Origin of the sequence: Microbacterium sp. NIBRBAC000506063 (assembly GCF_017968845.1) — a bacterium.
In the GTDB taxonomy this organism is placed as follows: Bacteria; Actinomycetota; Actinomycetes; order Actinomycetales; family Microbacteriaceae; genus Microbacterium.
Genome location: NZ_CP072876.1, coordinates 1,520,422 through 1,536,367, shown reverse-complemented (window position 1 = coordinate 1,536,367; position 15,946 = coordinate 1,520,422). Strand labels below are relative to the sequence as shown.

Below are 15,946 nucleotides of genomic sequence, written 5' to 3'. Positions count from 1 at the left end.
AGACCATGAACGACGACACCGCAGCCCCCCTCGTCACCCGTCGAGGCGAAGAACATCGAGACACCGGCCAGTCGGGCGGTGCCGTGCGCGTTTCCGGAGTCAGCGTGCAGCACACTCCCGCGACGAAGATCTGGTTCGGCAAGGTGAGCAACGAACCCGGATACCGCTCTCTGCCGCACCATCACGGCGAAGCGGAAACAGGCGGATACGTGCTCACCGGCACCGCACGCATCTACTACGGCGAGTCCTACTCGGAGTGGGTCGACATGCACGAGGGCGACTTCGTCTTCGTGCCTCCCTATATGCCGCACGTCGAGGCGAACATGAGCACCACCGAGGAGCTCATCTGGCTGACCACGAGGACTCCGGAGAACATCGTCGTCAATCTCGAGGACGTTGATGATGCGACGCTCGAGGGCTACCACCGCGCATGAACGCCTCGAGTGACGTCTTTCGCGCCGCGACGTCGATGACGGCGACCGATCCAGCGACGTCTCGCGACGCCTTCATCGCCGTTCCCCAGTACGTGCCCTGGCCGAAGGCGTACGGGGCGATCTTGTCGCTCAGGCACTGGCGGCGGCCTCGCGGACCGTGGAGCCTGATCGATCGATCCACTCGATTCATGGCTACTTCCTGCGCCCCGCCGATGTCGGGGTCCCCATCCGCTACGACGTGGAGCGGGTACGAGACGGTCGCGGGTACTCGAACCGCGCGGTGGTCGGGTACCAATACGACAAGGCGGTCTTCTCCGCCCAGGCCTCGTTCCAGGTCGAGGAGGAGGGCGAGGATTTCGGCAGCGCGTCACCGGCGGACGTCCCGGACCCCGAATCTCTCCCGAGCGCCGCAGAGGCGCTCTCCGGGATCGATTCGGCCGCTGCGCACTATTGGTCGCATGGCCGAAGTTTCGACATGCGCCATGTGCCGTCACCGATCTATGTGGACGTGGCCGACGAGCGCGTTCCGAGCCAGGGAGTGTGGGTGCGCGCATTCGACGCACTCCCCGACGATGCCGCGCTGCAGCGCACCGCCCTCGCCTACGTCTGCGACTACACGATTCTCGAGCCGATCCTTCGCGCCCACGGTTACGCCTGGTCGGATCCGCGCCTGACGACGGCGAGCCTCGACCACGCCATGTGGTTCCATCGCGATGGAAGTCTCAACGATTGGGTCCTCTACGCGCAGGAGGGGCTTTCCGCACGCAGCAACCGAGGGCTCACCCTGGGTCGCTTCTTCGATCACAGCGGCAGACACCTCGCGACCGTCGCCCAGGAGGGCATGGTCCGCTGGCGGCCGGACGACACACAGTCGTAACATGCTGTTCTTGTGACGGACGTCATTGATTGCTAACTTCATACTTCAACCGTTAAACTAACGTCGCGACGATGCGGCAGAAAGAGAGGAGTTCGCTCGTGCTCCACACCTCCGCACACGTGGACGAGTTCCCTCGGCAGGCGCTGCCCGAGCGCGAACAGTGGCCCGACCTCGAGTTCACGCTCCCCGCGCTCCCGCATCCGCCGCAGCTCAATGCCGCTGCCGCACTCATCGATGACTCCAGCGCGCGGTTCGGACCAGATCGCCCCTGTCTTCTCACCCCGACGGCGTCAGCCTGACCTACGGCGAACTGCTCGCCCGCGCGAACAGGATCGCGCAGGTGCTCAGGGACGACTGCGGGATCGTGCCGGGCAACCGCATCCTGCTGCGCTCCCCCAACAATCCGTGGCTGGTCGCCTGCTGGCTGGCCGTGCTCAAGGTGGGAGCCGTGGCCGTCACGACCATGCCCGTGCTCCGAGGGTCCGAGGTCACATCGATCATCGAGCTCACCTCCCCTCGTCTCGCGTTGTGCGATGTGCGCGTTCGCACCGATCTCGACGCGGTCGCCGGCGACCTGACCGTGGTCGCCTTCGATCCCGCAGAAGGCGGTGAACTTGCCCGGCTGATGGCCGGCAAGAGCGATGACTTCGCGAACGTCGCCACGTCCGCCGACGATGTCGCGCTCCTGTGTCCGACCTCGGGTTCCACGGGCACCCCAAGATCACCATGCACTTTCATCGCGACATCCTGGCCATCGCCGACACGTACTCGCAGCACGTGCTCCGGCCGACACCCGACGACGTCTTCTCCGGCTCGCCCCCGCTCGCCTTCACCTTCGGGCTGGGCGGGCTCGTGATCTTTCCCCTGCGTGCCGGCGCGCGCTCGCTTCTGACCGAACGCACGACCCCGAGCGAGCTGGCCGAGCTCAGCCACGAAGCCGGCGCGACCATCCTGTTCACCGCCCCGACGGCGTATCGAACAATCCTCCGCGAGGGCAACGCGGCCAAGCTCTCGACGCTGCGACTGGGCGTGTCTGCGGGGAGAACCTCCCCGCAGACCTCTGGCACGAGGTGCACTCCTCCTCCGGCGTGCAGCTGCTGAACGGTATCGGCGCCACGGAGTTGTTGCACATCTTCGTCTCGACGCGCGACGACGATCTCGCACCGGGTGCGCTCGGCACACCCGTGCCCGGGTACCGCGCCGCCGTCCTCGATGACGCCGGCGACGAGGTGGAGCGAGGCACGATCGGTCGCCTCGCCGTCGCCGGGCCGACCGGCTGCCGCTACCTGAACGGCGACCGCCAGCCTCAGTACGTGCAGGGCGGCTGGAACGTCACCGGCGACATGGTCGTCCAGGACGAAGACGGACGCTTTTGGTACCGCGGCCGTACCGACGACATGATCGTCAGTTCCGGGATCAACATCGGCGCCCCCGAGGTCGAGGGCGCACTCAACGCCCACCCGCCGTCGTCGAGAGCGCCGTCATCGGCAAGCCCGATCCGGAGCGAGGCAGCATCGTGTGCGCGTTCCTCGTGCTGACCGACGACGCAAAGCCCGGCGACGACCTCCGCGCGGAGCTGAAGGACTTCGTGAAGACGCAGATCGCTCCCTACAAATACCCGCGCGAGATCCACTTCGTCTCGACGTTGCCGAGGAATCCGAGCGGAAAGCTGCAGCGCTTCCGGCTCGCCGAACAGTTCGAGGCGGCTCCCGCCGCCAGAGGAGGTCACTGACATGAAGATCGCCGTCGTCGGAGGAGGCCCTGGAGGCCTGTACTTCGCCGCACTCGCCAAGCAGTTGGATCCCGCACGCGAAGTCACCGTGTGGGAACGCAACGCGGCAGATGACACGTTCGGTTTCGGGGTCGTCTTCAGCGACGAGACGCTGGGCGGCATCGAGAACGCCGACACCGTCGTCGCGGGACGCATGGCCGAGCAGTTCGCCCGCTGGACCGACATCGACATCACCTTCCGCGGTCGCACTCACACGATCGGCGGCCAGGGCTTCGCGGCGATGAGCCGGAAGGAGCTGCTGCGCGTTCTGCAGGAGCGATGCCGGCAACTCGGCGTCCTCGTCCACTTCCAGACGCTTGCCCCGATGTCGAGGAGCTCAGGCGAGAGTACGACCTGGTCGTCGCCTCGGACGGCGCCAACTCCGCCATCCGCCAGCGTTCCGCGGAGGTGTTCGCGCCCTCGCTCGACCGCCGCGCGTCGAAATACATGTGGCTGGGAACCGACCGTGTGTTCGAGGCGTTCACCTTCATCGTGAAAGAGACGCCGCACGGAGTCATGCAGGTGCACGGTTATCCGTACTCGGCCGAGGGAAGCACGTTCATCGTCGAGATGTCTCCCGAGACGTGGCGAAGCGCCGGATTCGACTCGACCGAGGACCGCGTGTTCGTGCCGGGCGAGAGCGATGAAGAGGCGATCGCCAAGATCCGGACGCTCTTCGACGACGAACTCGGCGATCATGAGATCTTCGCCAACAACTCGAAGTGGCTCAACTTCATCACGGTGCGCAACGAACGCTGGCACGACGGCAACATCGTGCTGCTGGGCGACGCGGCACACACGGCACACTTCTCCATCGGTTCCGGCACCAAGCTGGCGATGGAGGACGCGCTCGCCCTGGCAGCCTGCCTCGCCGAGAACGATGCTGTCGACACCGCGCTGTCCGCGTACGAACGCGAACGCAGGCCCGTCGTCGAATCCACCCAGCGTGCGGCGCAGGCAAGTCTGGAATGGTTCGAGAACATCGCGCAGTACCGCGAGCAGGGAGACATCGAGTTCTGCTTCAACCTGCTCACGCGAAGCCGCCGCATCACCTATGAGAACCTCAAGCTTCGCGATCCGAAGTTCACCGCGCTGGTGGACCACGACTTCGCCGCCCGGCAGGGCGCCGAAGGCACCGCCCCGCGATGTTCCAACCCGTCGAGATCGGATCCCTCCGGCTGAAGAACCGCATCGTCGTCTCGCCCATGGACATGTACTCTGCCACGGACGGCGTGCCGGGTGACTTCCATCTGGTGCATCTCGGCTCCAAGGCGCTCGGCGGTGCCGGCCTGGTGATGACCGAGATGGTGTGCGTGTCGGAGACCGGCAGGATCACGCCGGGATGCACCGGCCTCTACACCGACGAGCAGCGCGAGAGCTGGTCGCAGATCACCGACTTCGTCCATTCCCGATCGACGGCGGCGGTGGGGCTGCAGCTGGGCCACTCCGGCCGCAAGGGGTCGACGCGGGCCATGTGGGAGGGCATCGACGAACCCCTGCCCTCTGGGGCGTGGGAGCCGGTGGGCCCCTCGGCCCTCGCATACTCACCCCGCAGCGCGGTACCGCGAGAGATCTCGCGCGAAGAGATGACGCGCATTCGAGAAGAGTTCGTGAGCGCGGCACAGCGCGGTGCAGAGGCAGGGTTCGACCTGCTCGAGCTGCACTGCGCCCACGGCTACCTGCTGTCGTCCTTCCTGTCGCCGCTGTCGAATCAGCGTGACGACGAGTACGGCGGAAGCCTCGAGAATCGACTTCGGTACCCACTGGAGATCTTCGACGCGGTGAAGGAAGCCTGGCCCTCGGACCGCCCGCTGACCGTCCGCCTGTCCGCCGACGACTGGGTGCAGGGTGGCAACACCGTCGACGACGCCGTCGAGATCGCGCGTGCCTTCATCGCGCACGGTGCACAGGCCATCGACGTGTCCTCGGGGCAGGTCGATTCCCGCGAGCGCCCCCGATACGGTCGCTCTTATCAGACGCCGTTCGCCGATCGCATCCGAAACGAGGTCGCCCGGCACGCGGGCGTCTCGGTGATCGCCGTCGGGGCGATCTCGTCCTACGACGACGTCAATTCCATCATCCTGGCCGGGCGGGCCGATCTCTGCGCGCTCGGTCGGGGCCATCTCTACGATCCGCAGTGGACTCTCCACGCCGCCGCCGAGCAGGAGTACACCGGCGCGGGAGCAGACTGGCCCCTCCCGTTCCGAGCGGGGCGACGCAAGCCCCCTCGTCACGCACCGAGGCCGTCCGGCCCCGGCTTCAGTTGCATGCCGAGTCGGAGACCACCGCCGATCCGACGCATGTTCGGTGGCAGCCCGCTCTGGCCTATCGGTGAGCACCGCGAAGCGATGAGCACCGCGAATGGGGCGGAATCCCGATGGATTCCGCCCCATTTCTGAGCTGGCGTCTAGATCCAGCCGCTCAGGGCGTCCATGAAACCGTCGAAGTCGTCACGGTTCACCGTGTGACCGGCGCCCTTCACGACACGGAACTCGTATCCAATGCCCTCGAGGTGCGCACGCATCTCGGGGAGCACGGCCAGTGAGTTGTCTGCGAGCACCATGAGAGAGGGGATGCTCGCGGCCGACGGCGGCAGGTGCCATTGCGGGTTCTTCAGCACGACACGCAGGATGCGCGAGTCGAAGATTCTGAAGTTGTCGATCTCCGCCTCGATGTCCTCTGCCTCCCACTGGGGGTTCATCTTCGCGAGCTTCTCCGGCGTCACGCGGAAGAGCCCGGTGCGGAACAGCGTGAACATCACCCGCAGTCGAAGCGGCAGCCCTCGAAAGTGGAAAGGCGGATCCACATAGATCGCTCGTTCGGGCGCGAGCGCATCGAGGATATGCGGGATGACCAGCCCGCCGAGCGAATGGCCCATCACGAGGCGGGGTGCGGAGGGCACGGTCTCGGCCACATCCGCCGCGATCTCCGCCAGCGTGTAGCTTTCGGCATGCCCCGTACGACCGTGTCCTCGCAGGTCGACCGCGATGACCCGATATCCGTCCTCGGCGAGGGCCGGTCCGACCCGGCGCCAGTTGCGCGAGTCCGACATCACGCCATGGATGAGTACCGCGACACGGTCACCCGATCCCCATTCGCGGGTCTCGAGCTTCATGCGCGAGCGCCTTCCGCGTCGGCGGGCTGCATCTTGGGGCGAGGCTGACGGGCGATCCTGCGCGCGAAAGCCGCCCAGAGCAGCAGCGCGACCGCGGCGCCCAGTGCGAGCCCGGCGACCGTGTCGGAGAGCCAATGGGCACCCAGATAGGTGCGGTTGAAGACTTCGTGCACAAGGAGAACGCTACCGGCGATGACCGCCCACCTGCGCGGGAGGAGCACCCACATCGCGACGATGAAGAAGGTGAAGGTCGTCATGTGTCCCGAGGGGAACGAGCCGAAGTCGACGTGCCAGAGACCGTCGAGCGGGCGTTCCCGCGCGACCAGGTGCTTGGCGATCTGACTGAGCGTCCCGGCGAGCAGCACACCGAGGCCGTAGTACAGCGCCGCCCACCAGCGCCGCAGCACCAGTAGCACGGCGAGGGGAACGATCATGAGCACGCTGCCGCCGACGGGTCCGCCGGTGGCGATGTCGACGCCGATCTCGAAGGCGGTCAGTGCATCGGTGCGCAACGAGACGACCCACGCGTGCCACGCCGTATCGACCGCGACGAACCACGGGGTGGCGGGATTGGCCAGCACAGACAGGAACAGGGCGATGATCACCGCTCCCGCCGCCGTGCCCCAAGTCACGGCCGAGCGGAGGGGAAAGGGATGAGGCCTGTTGATGGGGCCGATGTGATCGTTGTCGACATATGCACGTCCTTGTGTTCGAAGGGTGGCGTGCGAACGTTTCGCCGCACGCATTCCTGCGCTGGGTGCCCTCAAGGTCTTATCTCCGAGCCCCATAGTTCAGGGGTTGAACTTAGTGCAGGAACAGTGCATACTATAACCCTAATGGCACTAGGTTTTCGACCTCGCCGCCCCATTGCTCAATGAAGAGGAGTACCGTGTCCACCTCAACAACCGCCTCGGCCGCCGCAACGGCAGGTGCCCCGCCGCAGAGTCCTCCCGCCACGCGCCGGCTGCTGCCGAGCCTCGCGATCACCTCGCTGGTGCTCTTTGCCACCTACGCCGGTCTCGGCGCCGTGCTGCTGCCCAATCAGGTCGCACTCATCGACGAGGCGAACAAGGTCGGCAACCTCGCTATCGTCTCGACGGTGTCGTTCGTCTTCACGATCTTCGCCCAGCCTCTCGTCGGCGCCTTCAGCGATCGCACACGGTCACGTCTGGGTCGGCGCGCGCCGTGGATGCTCATCGGCGCCGCCGTCGGGGGCCTGCTGCTGTGCGGCCTCGGCGGACTGGAGGCCATCCTGTGGATCACGATCTTCTGGGTCATCATCCAGGTGTCGCTCAACGCCCTCCAGGGCCCTATGTCGGCGATGGTCCCCGATCGCTTCCCCCGAAACCGTCGCGGCGTCGCCAGCGCGATGATGGGAATCGGCATGAGCGTCGGCGGTACCGTCGGCGTCATTCTCGCCAGCGCACTGGCCCACAACGTCGGAATCGGCTACACGACCTTCGGCATCACGATCCTCGTCGTCACCCTGCTGTTCGTCGTCCTGAACCGTGACTGGTCCAGCAAGGACGCGGGGATCCCTCCCTTCAACTGGGCGCAGTTCTTCAGATCCTTCTGGGTCAGCCCGAAGCAGCACCCTGACTTCGCCTGGGCATTCGCCGCGCGATTCCTGTTCATCCTCGGGTACTTCGTCGTCTTCGCCTTCCAGCTCTATATTCTGACCGACTACCTCGGGTTCGGGCTCGCCGAGGCCAACACGCACATGCCCGTTCTCGCGATTGCGAGCATGGTGACCACACTCCTGTCGATCTCGATCAGTGGATGGTGGAGCGACAAGGTCGGTCGACGCAAGGTGTTCATCTATGCGGCGTCGGCGTTCATGGCTGCGGCCTTCGCAATCCCCCTCATCCTGCCCACCCTCACCGGCATGATCCTGATGAGCACCGTGCTCGGTCTCGGATTCGGCTTGTACATGGCGTGCGACACCGCGCTCATGACCGAGGTGCTGCCGGGCGGCGGCTCAGCGGCCGGCAAGGATCTGGGCATCCTGAACATCGCCACCAATATCCCCAGGCACTGAGCCCCGCCGTCGCCGCCATCCTGATCAGCAACTTCGGCGGGTACTCCGCGCTGTTCATCTTCGGCATCGTCTTCGTCGTACTCGCCGGGGTCGCCATCAGTCCTATCAAGGGCGTCAAGTAGAAAGCCACGCACATGTCCCACACCGTGTCCCCTCATCCCACGACACCAGAGACCGCCGCCGACCACCCCGAAGTCACGATCGACACCGGTCGTGTGCGCGGACGCTGGCGTGGTGCCTCCGCAGCGTTCCTCGGAATCCCGTTCGCCGCGCCGCCCGTCGGCGAGCTGCGTTTCGCCGCGCCCCAGCCTCACCCTGCATGGTCGGGTGTGCGCGACGCCGCCGCGCACGCGCCGACGCCTCAACGCAAGCAGTTGGGCGAGGTGACGCTGATCCCGAACCGTCGATTCCCGGCGAGTCCACGCTCAACGTCAATGTGTTCACGCCCACGCCGGGCGGCACGGACAACGCGCTGCCTGTACTCGTCTGGATCCACGGCGGCGGCTTCATCGCGGGCTCGCCCGCGAGTCCCTGGTACGACGGCGCGGCGTTCAACCGTGATGGCGTCGTGACCGTCAGCATCTCCTATCGTCTGGGCTTCGACGGCTTCGGCTTCATCGAGGATGCCCCGCACAACCGGGGCGTGCTCGATTGGCTGGCGGCGCTCGAGTGGGTGCAGCGCAACATCGCCGCGTTCGGCGGCGACCCTTCGCGTGTGACGATCGCGGGCCAGTCGGCCGGCGGCGGCGCTGTGCTGACGCTGCTGGGCATGCCGGCGGCGCAGCACCTCTTCCACGCGGTCTACAGTGTGTCGGGCGCCACGGCCGATGTCGCACCCGAGCGCGCGGAGGCGCTGGGGCGCCGTCTGGCGGATCTCGCCGGCGTCGCCGCCACTCGCGAGGGGCTGTCGACGCTCAGCGAAGAACGCATCCTAGAGCTGCAGGACACGGTGTCCAAGCCCTCCGACAGCAGCCCCTGGCGCAGATGCGCTCCTTCATCGACGATGGTCTCGCTTTCGGACCCATGGTCGACGGCGAACTCCTGCCGCGGCCGACCCTCGAATCGCTCGAGGCAGGAGTCGGCGCCGACAAGGCGCTCGTGCTGGGCGCCACCGATGACGAGTTCTCGATGGCGCTGGACTCGGCCAAGGGCAAGCTGCGCTTCATCCCCGCGAAGTGGCTGCTGGGCCGCATGGGCGTCGAGCGAGACACGCGCCACACCTATCTCAGCGACAATCGTGACGTCGCCCGCAGGGGCACCGCGGCGATCATCGGCCGCTACATCACCGACCGCATGTTCCGCACGCTGGTGGTGCGGATCGCCCGAGCGCGCGGTTCGGCACCGACCTGGCTCTACCGTTTCGCCTGGGCGTCGCCGAGCTTCGGCTCAGCCGTGCACTGCCTCGACGTGCCGTTCTTCTTCGACTGCCTCGGCGAAGAGCGCGTCGAGAACATCGCCGGCGACGCTCCTCCGCAGCATCTCGCCGACGAGGTGCACACCGGGGCCGTGGGGCTGATCCGCCGGGGCGATCCGGGGTGGCCGCGATGGACGCCGACGGAAGGCGCCATACAGGTGTTCGATGACGTCACGTCCACGATCAGCGACGGTTTCGTCGAGGTGCGCGCACTCCTCGCCGGGTGAAGCCATCACCTATCGTGTCCGGTCTGATCACCGCGTCGTCGGCACCCGTCGCACCTGGGCGTGCGGCATCCGCTCGCTCATGATCCGGATGGCGTCCGGATTGTCGTCGACGAGCACGGCGTCGCGGCCGAGGTCGGACGCCACCGCACCGGTGGTACCACTGCCGGCGAAGAGGTCCAGCACACGGTCGCCGGGCGGCTGGAGGCCTGGACGATCCGGCGGAGGATGCCCTCCGGCTTCTGCGTCGGGTAGCCCGTCTTCTCGCGACTCGTCGTCGGCACGATCGTGTGCCACCAGACGTCCGTGGGGAGTTTGCCCCGCTCGGCCTTCTCGATCGTCACGAGGCCGGGCGCCATGTAGGGCTCGCGGTCGACCTCGTCCGAGTTGAAGAAGTACGCGCGCGGGTCCTTGACGTAGACGAGGATCGTGTCGTGCTTGGTCGGCCAGCGCTTGCGCGACTTGCCGCCGTAGTCGTAGGCCCAGATGATCTCGTTGAGGAAGGAGTCGCGGCCGAAGACCGCGTCGAGCATGACCTTGGCGTAGTGCGCCTCGCGGTAGTCGAGATGCAGGTACAGGGTGCCGTCGGCGGCGAGCAGCCGCCAGGCCTCCTCGAGGCGCGGCAGCAGGAAGGCGCCGTAGTCGTCGAAGCGGTCGTCGTAGGCGCGCAGCATCCCCGCACCCGCTCATAGGCGTGCCCGTGGAAGCCGTGGCGCACCTCCCTGCAGATGCGGTCTCGGCCGAGGTGCGCCGCACCGTCACCACCTGCCGCTCCTGCGCGCGACCGGTGTTGAACGGCGGGTCGAGGTACACGAGCGTGAAGGAGCTGTCGGCGAGCGTCGCAGCGGCGGCAAGATTGTCGCCCTCGATGATCGTGACGGCGCCCGGCGCGGGCTGGGCCGCTGGCGGCGGAGAGCTCACGGCACGCGGTGCAGCCACGCGTCGGTGGAGAACTTCGACGCGACGAGCTCCTCGGCGTCGGCGTACTCCTCGGCGGTGACCGCGCCGTCCTCGGCGCCGGTGAGCGAGCGGAAGGTGGCCTTGAAACGCTCGATGATCTCGGCACGGCTGAGGCCGGTCTGGCTGCGGAGCGGATCGACGCGCTTGGCGGCGGATGCCGTGCCCTTGTCGCTCAGCTTTTCCCGCCCGATCCGCAGCACCTCGGTCATCTCTTGCCCGTCCATGTCGTAGGCGAGCGTGGCGTGGTGGAGCACCCCGCCGTTGGCGAGCCGCTTCTGCGCGGCGCCGCCGATCTTGCCGGTGGGGCTGGCGATGTCGTTGAGGGCTGGTAGGTGGCCTCGACGCCGATCGCCCGCAGCGCCTGCAGCACCCAGTCGTCGAGGAACGCGTAGGAGTCGGCGAAGGTCATCCCCTGCACGAGGGCGGCCGGCACGTACAGCGAGTAGGTGACGATCTGCCCGGCGCCCATCAGCATCGCCCGCCGCCGGAGATGCGCCGCACGACGTCGAAGCCATGCCGGGCCGCCCCTCAGGGTCGACCTCGTTGCGATACGACTGGAAGGAGCCGATGACGACCGCGGATTCGTCCCACTCCCAGATGCGCAGGGTCGGGCGACGTCGACCGTCGCCGACCCGCGTGGTGAGCACCTCGTCGAGAGCCAGGTGCAGACGCGGCGCGATCGCCTTCTCGTGCACGATCTCCCAGTCGAAGTCGCTCCACCCGGGGCGGTGACCAGCGCCCGGCGCACCGCGGTGCCGACCGCCTCGGGCGAGAAGCCCAGCAGCTGGGCGCCCGCCGGGAGCGCGGCGCGCACGGCGGCGGCGATGCCCGCGGCATCCGTCTCGACGGGAAGGCCCTCGACGGCCGCGTTGATGTCGTCGAGCGCCGTATCGGGTTCGAGGAAGAAGTCGCCCGCGAGGCGGAAGTGCGAGATCCGCCCTCGCTCACCTCGAGGTCGACGACGACGAGCTTTCCGCCAGGAACCTTGTATTCACCGTGCACAGGATCAGCCTACGCGGGCATCCACCTTCTGAGGGCACCCCGGTCGTTGAGCGGAGATGCCGTCAGGCATCGGAGACGAAACGCGGCGAACCGATCGGAAAGGTCACCCCGTTTCGACTCGTCGCGGAGACCCGCGCTGAGCGAGCGCAGCGAGTCGAAGTGTCCTCGCTCAACGACCGGGTGCGGCCGGGAAGCGCGTGTCCAGCCACGCCAGCAGGTCGGCGCGCACTTCGTCCTGCTGCAGCTCGTTGAAGATCTCGTGCCGGGCGTCCGGATAGACGAGGGTCGTGACATCGGTGAGCCCGGACCGCGTGCGGTAGGCATCCGAGAGCTTGTGCACGCTCACCGCCCGCCGACCGGGTCATCACGGCCGACCATGGAGAGCACGGGGATGTCGCGGGAGAGGTTCTTCGCGGGAGGCCGTAGAGCTTGGCCGCCTCGATCGGGCCGAAGAGCTTCAGCAGGGGCGTGCTCGTCGTGAGCGGGTCGTCGTCGAAGGCCTTCCCGACCTCCGGGTCGCGGGAGAGCCACTCGTTGCCGGTGGCCTCCGGCCCCTTCCAGCGCGCGTTGAGGGGCGCCGCGTTGAGCGTGTTCGGCATCCGCAGCGCGGAGCCGCTGAGTACGAGCGCGTCGTAGGCCGAGGCGTGGTCGTTGACGAGCATCTGCGCGAGGAACGAGCCCCACGAGTGCCCGAGCAGGATGAGCGGGAGGTCGGGGTGCTCGGCGCGGATGATCTCGGTGAGCTGCCAGACGGCTTCCTTGGCCGCGGTCAGACCGCCCTTGCCGAGCTTGCCGAGGCGCTCGGGCGTGCCGTGCTGTCGGATGCCGGTGCGCCCGTGCCCTCGGTGGTCGTCGGCGTACACGGTGAAGCCGGCGCCGTTCAGCGCCTCGATGAGCTTCCCGTAGCGGCCGGCGTGCTCGCCGACGCCGTGCAGGAGCTGCACGATTCCGCGCGGATTCTCGACCGGATGGATGTCGTAGACGATGACGATGCCGTGCGCGTCGGTGAACTCAGCGGTCTGTGCCATGGGTCGAGTCTACGGATGCCCGCGCTCGGGCCCACCCTAAGAAATTTAGGTAGACTATCTATCTAATGTCTGCATCCGATGAATCCCTCTCCCTCACTGCGACCGACCTCCGCCTCGCCACGTTCCGCCTCGCCAGGCGCCTGCGGCGACATCGCGCCGTGGACGGCATGTCGGATGCGCAACTCTCGGTGATCGGCCACCTCCGCCTGCGCGGCACCCAGTCGATCAGCCGCCTGGCCGAGTGCGAACGCGTCGCCTCCCCCACGATGACCAGCACCGTCAACGGCATGGTCGAGCAGGGCTGGGTCGTGCGCGTCGCCGACACCGACGACCTCCGTCGCGTGAACATCGAGCTCACCGAGGCCGGCCATCGGATCGCCGAGGAGACCGTCCGTAGACGCGACGCCGCGCTCGCCCAGGATCTCGCCGAGCTCGACTTCACCGAGGAGGAGCTCGCGACCCTGCGCGCGGCGAGCGCCCTCATGCGGCGGGTGACCGACCGATGAAGGCGATGTTCCGCTCCTTCGCGAGCTTCAACTACCGCATCTGGTTCCTCGGCGCCCTCATCTCCAACGTCGGCGGCTGGATGCAGGCGACGGCTCAGGACTGGGTCGTGCTCACCGAGCTGACCAATCACGACGCCACCGCGGTCGGGATCACGATGGCGCTGCAGTTCGGCCCTCCGCTCGTGCTGGTGAGCTTCACCGGCTGGGTCGCCGACCGTTTCGACCGGCGCAACGTGCTGCTGGCGACCCAGACGACCCTCATGCTGCTGGCGATCGCCGTCGCGGTGCTGCTGCTCTCCGGCGTCATGACGCTGCCGCTGATGTTCTGCTTCGCCGCGGCCTTCGGCGTCGCCAACGCCTTCGACGCCCCGCGCGCCAGGCGTTCGTCTCCGACATGGTCTCGCGCGACGACACCCCAAACGCGGTCGCCCTGAACTCGGCCTCCTTCAACCTCGCGCGCCTGGCCGGCCCCGCCGTCGGCGGCATCCTGATCGTGCTCGTCGGTACCGGTTGGGTGTTCATCTTCAACGCGGCGACGTTCCTCGCGATGCTCGTCGCCCTGCTGATGATCCGCCGGAACGAGCTCATGCCGAGCGCGCGAGGGAATCGACGCGGCGGCTTCGCCGAGGGCTTCCGCTACGTGGCCAAACGCGGCGACCTCATCACGATCTTCGTCATCGTCTTCCTCATCGGCGCCTTCGGCATGAACTTCCCGATCTACGCCTCCACGATGGCACTGGAGTTCGGGCGCGATGCCGACGGCTACGGACTGCTGAGCTCCGTGCTCGCGATCGGCTCGCTCGCCGGCGCGCTGCTGGCGGCCCGCCGCGCCCGCGCCCGGATGCGGGTGGTCATCCTCGCCGCGGGCGGCTTCGGCGTGGCGGCGATCGTCGCCTCGCTCATGCCGACGTACTGGACGTTCGCGGCCGCCCTCGTCTTCACGGGCTTCTCCGTCGTGACGTTGCTCACGACGGCCAACGGCTATGTGCAGACGACGACGGATGGCGCGGTCCGCGGCCGCGTGCTCGCGCTGTACATGGCCGTCATCATGGGCTCGACCCCGGTCGGCGCACCGATCGCGGGGTGGATCGTCGACGCGATCAACCCGCGCGCCGCTCTCCTGTTCGGCGGCGTGATGGCACTGGTCGCGTTCCTCATCGGCGTGATCTGGACGGCGCGCTCGGGTCGCGTGCGGCGCAGCGAGGTCGCCCGCTTCCGTCTCACGGTCGATGAGACGCTGCCGATCTCGGTGATCCGCGACCTCGAGGCCGACCGACTCGAGGACGTGACCGCGATCACGACGCCGCTGCGGCTTCCGAAGGACTCAGACAGGGGCGGCGGAACCAGCTGAGATGGACGGGTCGGATGCCGCGGCATCCGATTCCGCTCAGCCCTCCAGCACGATGCGCAGCTGCTCGATCGCCCAGTCGATCTCGGTGGGGCGGATCACCAGCGGCGGCGCGATGCGGATGGTCTGGCCGTGGGTGTCCTTGACCAGGACGCCGCGGTCCATGAGCTTCTCGGCGATCTCGCGGCCGGTGCCGAGCGCGGGATCGATGTCGACGCCCGCCCAGAGACCGGCGACGCGGTAAGTCGTCACGCCCTTGCCCACGAGCGTCTCCAGGCGCCCTTCGAGGTGCGAGCCCAGCGCACGGGAGCGTTCCTGGAACTCCCCCGTCTCGAGCATCTCGACCACGCGGAGTCCGACGGCGGCCGCCAGGGGGTTGCCACCGAAGGTCGAGCCGTGCTCGCCCGGGCGGATGACGCCCAGCACATCGCGGTCTCCGACCACGGCCGAGACCGGGAGGATGCCGCCGCCGAGCGCCTTGCCCAGCAGGTACAGGTCGGGCACGACGCCCTCGCGGTCGCAGGCGAAGGTCTCGCCCACCCGTCCGAGGCCCGACTGGATCTCGTCGGCGATGAACAGCACGTTGTGCGCGGTGCACAGCTCGCGGATCGCGCGGAGGTAGCCTCCGGCGGGATGATGACGCCGGCCTCGCCCTGGATGGGCTCGATGAGCACCGCGGCGGTCTCTTCGGTGAGGGCGGCGGCCACGGCATCCGCATCCCCGTAGGGCACGACGTCGAAGCCGGGCGTGAAGGGGCCGAAGCCCTCGCGCGCCTGCTCGTCGTCGCTGAAGCCGACGATCGTGGTCGTGCGGCCGTGGAAGTTGCCGCCGGCGACGACCACGCGGGCCTTGCCCGGCGCGATGCCCTTGACCCGATAGCCCCACGCGCGGGCGACCTTGATGCCGGTCTCGACGGCCTCGGCCCCGGTGTTCATCGGCAGCACGAGCTCCTTGCCGCACAGGCGCGCGAGCGCGGCGGCGAAGGGCTCCAGCCGGTCGTTGCGGAAGGCGCGGCTGGTCAGCGTCACGCGCCCAGCTGCTCGTTCACCACCGACACGAGTGCCGGATGCAGGTGTCCGAAGTTCACCGCCGAGTACGCGGCGAGGAGGTCGAGGTAGCGCTTGCCCTCGACATCGACGACCCAGGTGCCCTCGCCCTTGGCGATCGTCACCGGAAGGGGTGGTAGTTCTCCGCAACGTGCGCTTCGGCGTCGGTCGTGACGTTGGCTG

General features: G+C 67.8%; 14 protein-coding genes and 6 pseudogenes. 14 read left to right on the top strand and 6 right to left on the bottom strand.

What is annotated here, in order from left to right; genetic code table 11:
- The first annotated feature begins 5 nt into the window (after positions 1–5).
- The 8 genes and pseudogenes from KAE78_RS08800 to KAE78_RS08765 all read left to right on the top strand — a co-directional run bounded on the left by KAE78_RS08800 (position 6) and on the right by KAE78_RS08765 (position 5,481).
- Positions 6–434, top strand: coding sequence for a cupin domain-containing protein (locus tag KAE78_RS08800; protein ID WP_223170581.1), 429 nt, complete (start codon positions 6–8; stop codon positions 432–434).
- 157 nt (positions 435–591) lie between these two features.
- The gene (locus tag KAE78_RS08795; protein ID WP_262927613.1) at positions 592–1,311 is read left to right on the top strand and encodes an acyl-CoA thioesterase; all 720 of its coding nucleotides are present in this window, start codon (positions 592–594) and stop codon (positions 1,309–1,311) included.
- A 71-nt stretch (positions 1,312–1,382) separates the two neighbouring features.
- Complete coding sequence (locus KAE78_RS08790; protein ID WP_223170580.1) at positions 1,383–1,610, top strand: hypothetical protein; 228 nt, start codon at positions 1,383–1,385, stop codon at positions 1,608–1,610.
- Positions 1,611–1,651: 41 nt separating this feature from the next.
- Positions 1,652–2,849: pseudogene (locus KAE78_RS19645) on the top strand (AMP-binding protein).
- Positions 2,828–3,043, top strand: a complete 216-nt coding sequence (locus KAE78_RS08780; protein ID WP_262927610.1) for an AMP-binding enzyme — start codon at positions 2,828–2,830, stop codon at positions 3,041–3,043. The pseudogene KAE78_RS19645 and the gene KAE78_RS08780 overlap by 22 nt, the downstream one beginning before the upstream one ends.
- Before the next feature lies 1 nt (position 3,044).
- Positions 3,045–3,578: an NAD(P)-binding protein gene (locus KAE78_RS08775; protein ID WP_223170579.1), complete on the top strand. Its 534-nt coding sequence runs from the start codon at positions 3,045–3,047 to the stop codon at positions 3,576–3,578.
- A complete protein-coding gene (locus tag KAE78_RS08770) occupies positions 3,491–4,264 on the top strand; it encodes an FAD-dependent monooxygenase (protein ID WP_262927609.1) in 774 nt (257 codons plus the stop codon). Before KAE78_RS08775 ends, KAE78_RS08770 begins: the two co-directional genes overlap by 88 nt.
- On the top strand, positions 4,228–5,481 hold the full coding sequence (locus KAE78_RS08765; protein WP_223170578.1) for an NADH:flavin oxidoreductase/NADH oxidase: 1,254 nt from the start codon (positions 4,228–4,230) through the stop codon (positions 5,479–5,481). The genes KAE78_RS08770 and KAE78_RS08765 overlap by 37 nt, the downstream gene beginning before the upstream one ends.
- 8 nt (positions 5,482–5,489) lie before the next feature.
- Here KAE78_RS08765 and KAE78_RS08760 read toward each other — a convergent pair whose 3' ends face one another.
- Positions 5,490–6,197, bottom strand: coding sequence for an alpha/beta fold hydrolase (locus KAE78_RS08760; RefSeq protein ID WP_223170577.1), 708 nt, complete (start codon positions 6,195–6,197; stop codon positions 5,490–5,492).
- Positions 6,194–6,829, bottom strand: a complete 636-nt coding sequence (locus KAE78_RS08755; protein WP_223170576.1) for a phosphatase PAP2 family protein — start codon at positions 6,827–6,829, stop codon at positions 6,194–6,196. Before KAE78_RS08755 ends, KAE78_RS08760 begins: the two co-directional genes overlap by 4 nt.
- A gap of 257 nt (positions 6,830–7,086) precedes the next feature.
- On the opposite strand from KAE78_RS08755, the gene KAE78_RS08750 reads away from it, so the two are divergent.
- The 4 genes and pseudogenes from KAE78_RS08750 (at position 7,087) to KAE78_RS17635 (ending at position 9,876) form a co-directional block, all read left to right on the top strand.
- Positions 7,087–8,235, top strand: coding sequence for an MFS transporter (locus tag KAE78_RS08750; protein WP_223170575.1), 1,149 nt, complete (start codon positions 7,087–7,089; stop codon positions 8,233–8,235).
- 134 nt (positions 8,236–8,369) lie between these two features.
- Positions 8,370–8,807, top strand: a complete 438-nt coding sequence (locus KAE78_RS19640; protein WP_411155922.1) for a carboxylesterase family protein — start codon at positions 8,370–8,372, stop codon at positions 8,805–8,807.
- Positions 8,705–9,133, top strand: a pseudogene (locus KAE78_RS17640) (carboxylesterase family protein); the annotation flags it as partial. The gene KAE78_RS19640 and the pseudogene KAE78_RS17640, both read left to right, overlap by 103 nt.
- A gap of 125 nt (positions 9,134–9,258) precedes the next feature.
- A complete protein-coding gene (locus KAE78_RS17635) occupies positions 9,259–9,876 on the top strand; it encodes a carboxylesterase family protein (RefSeq protein WP_262927608.1) in 618 nt (205 codons plus the stop codon).
- A 27-nt stretch (positions 9,877–9,903) separates the two neighbouring features.
- On the opposite strand, the pseudogene KAE78_RS08740 reads toward KAE78_RS17635, so the two are convergent.
- The 3 genes and pseudogenes from KAE78_RS08740 to KAE78_RS08730 all read right to left on the bottom strand — a co-directional run bounded on the left by KAE78_RS08740 (position 9,904) and on the right by KAE78_RS08730 (position 12,863).
- Positions 9,904–10,794: pseudogene (locus tag KAE78_RS08740) on the bottom strand (DNA-methyltransferase).
- Positions 10,791–11,835: pseudogene (locus tag KAE78_RS08735) on the bottom strand (biotin/lipoate A/B protein ligase family protein). The pseudogenes KAE78_RS08740 and KAE78_RS08735 overlap by 4 nt, the downstream one beginning before the upstream one ends.
- Before the next feature lie 62 nt (positions 11,836–11,897).
- A complete protein-coding gene (locus KAE78_RS08730) occupies positions 11,898–12,863 on the bottom strand; it encodes an alpha/beta fold hydrolase (RefSeq protein ID WP_223170574.1) in 966 nt (321 codons plus the stop codon).
- Positions 12,864–12,928: 65 nt separating this feature from the next.
- On the opposite strand from KAE78_RS08730, the gene KAE78_RS08725 reads away from it, so the two are divergent.
- Positions 12,929–13,369, top strand: coding sequence for a MarR family winged helix-turn-helix transcriptional regulator (locus KAE78_RS08725; protein ID WP_223170573.1), 441 nt, complete (start codon positions 12,929–12,931; stop codon positions 13,367–13,369).
- A pseudogene (locus KAE78_RS08720) lies at positions 13,366–14,720 on the top strand (MFS transporter). The gene KAE78_RS08725 and the pseudogene KAE78_RS08720 overlap by 4 nt, the downstream one beginning before the upstream one ends.
- 36 nt (positions 14,721–14,756) lie before the next feature.
- Here KAE78_RS08720 and rocD read toward each other — a convergent pair.
- Positions 14,757–15,888, bottom strand: a pseudogene (gene rocD / locus KAE78_RS08715) (ornithine--oxo-acid transaminase).
- Between the last annotated feature and the right edge of the window lie 58 nt (positions 15,889–15,946).

Coding starts and splice junctions, on each gene's coding strand:
- KAE78_RS08800 (WP_223170581.1), top strand. CDS start 6: ATGAACGACGACACCGCAGCCCCCCTCGTCACCCGTCGAGGCGAAGAA.
- KAE78_RS08790 (WP_223170580.1), top strand. CDS start 1,383: ATGCGGCAGAAAGAGAGGAGTTCGCTCGTGCTCCACACCTCCGCACAC.
- KAE78_RS08775 (WP_223170579.1), top strand. CDS start 3,045: ATGAAGATCGCCGTCGTCGGAGGAGGCCCTGGAGGCCTGTACTTCGCC.
- KAE78_RS08765 (WP_223170578.1), top strand. CDS start 4,228: ATGTTCCAACCCGTCGAGATCGGATCCCTCCGGCTGAAGAACCGCATC.
- KAE78_RS08760 (WP_223170577.1), bottom strand. CDS start 6,197: ATGAAGCTCGAGACCCGCGAATGGGGATCGGGTGACCGTGTCGCGGTA.
- KAE78_RS19640 (WP_411155922.1), top strand. CDS start 8,370: ATGTCCCACACCGTGTCCCCTCATCCCACGACACCAGAGACCGCCGCC.
- KAE78_RS17635 (WP_262927608.1), top strand. CDS start 9,259: ATGGTCGACGGCGAACTCCTGCCGCGGCCGACCCTCGAATCGCTCGAG.
- KAE78_RS08730 (WP_223170574.1), bottom strand. CDS start 12,863: ATGGCACAGACCGCTGAGTTCACCGACGCGCACGGCATCGTCATCGTC.
- KAE78_RS08725 (WP_223170573.1), top strand. CDS start 12,929: ATGTCTGCATCCGATGAATCCCTCTCCCTCACTGCGACCGACCTCCGC.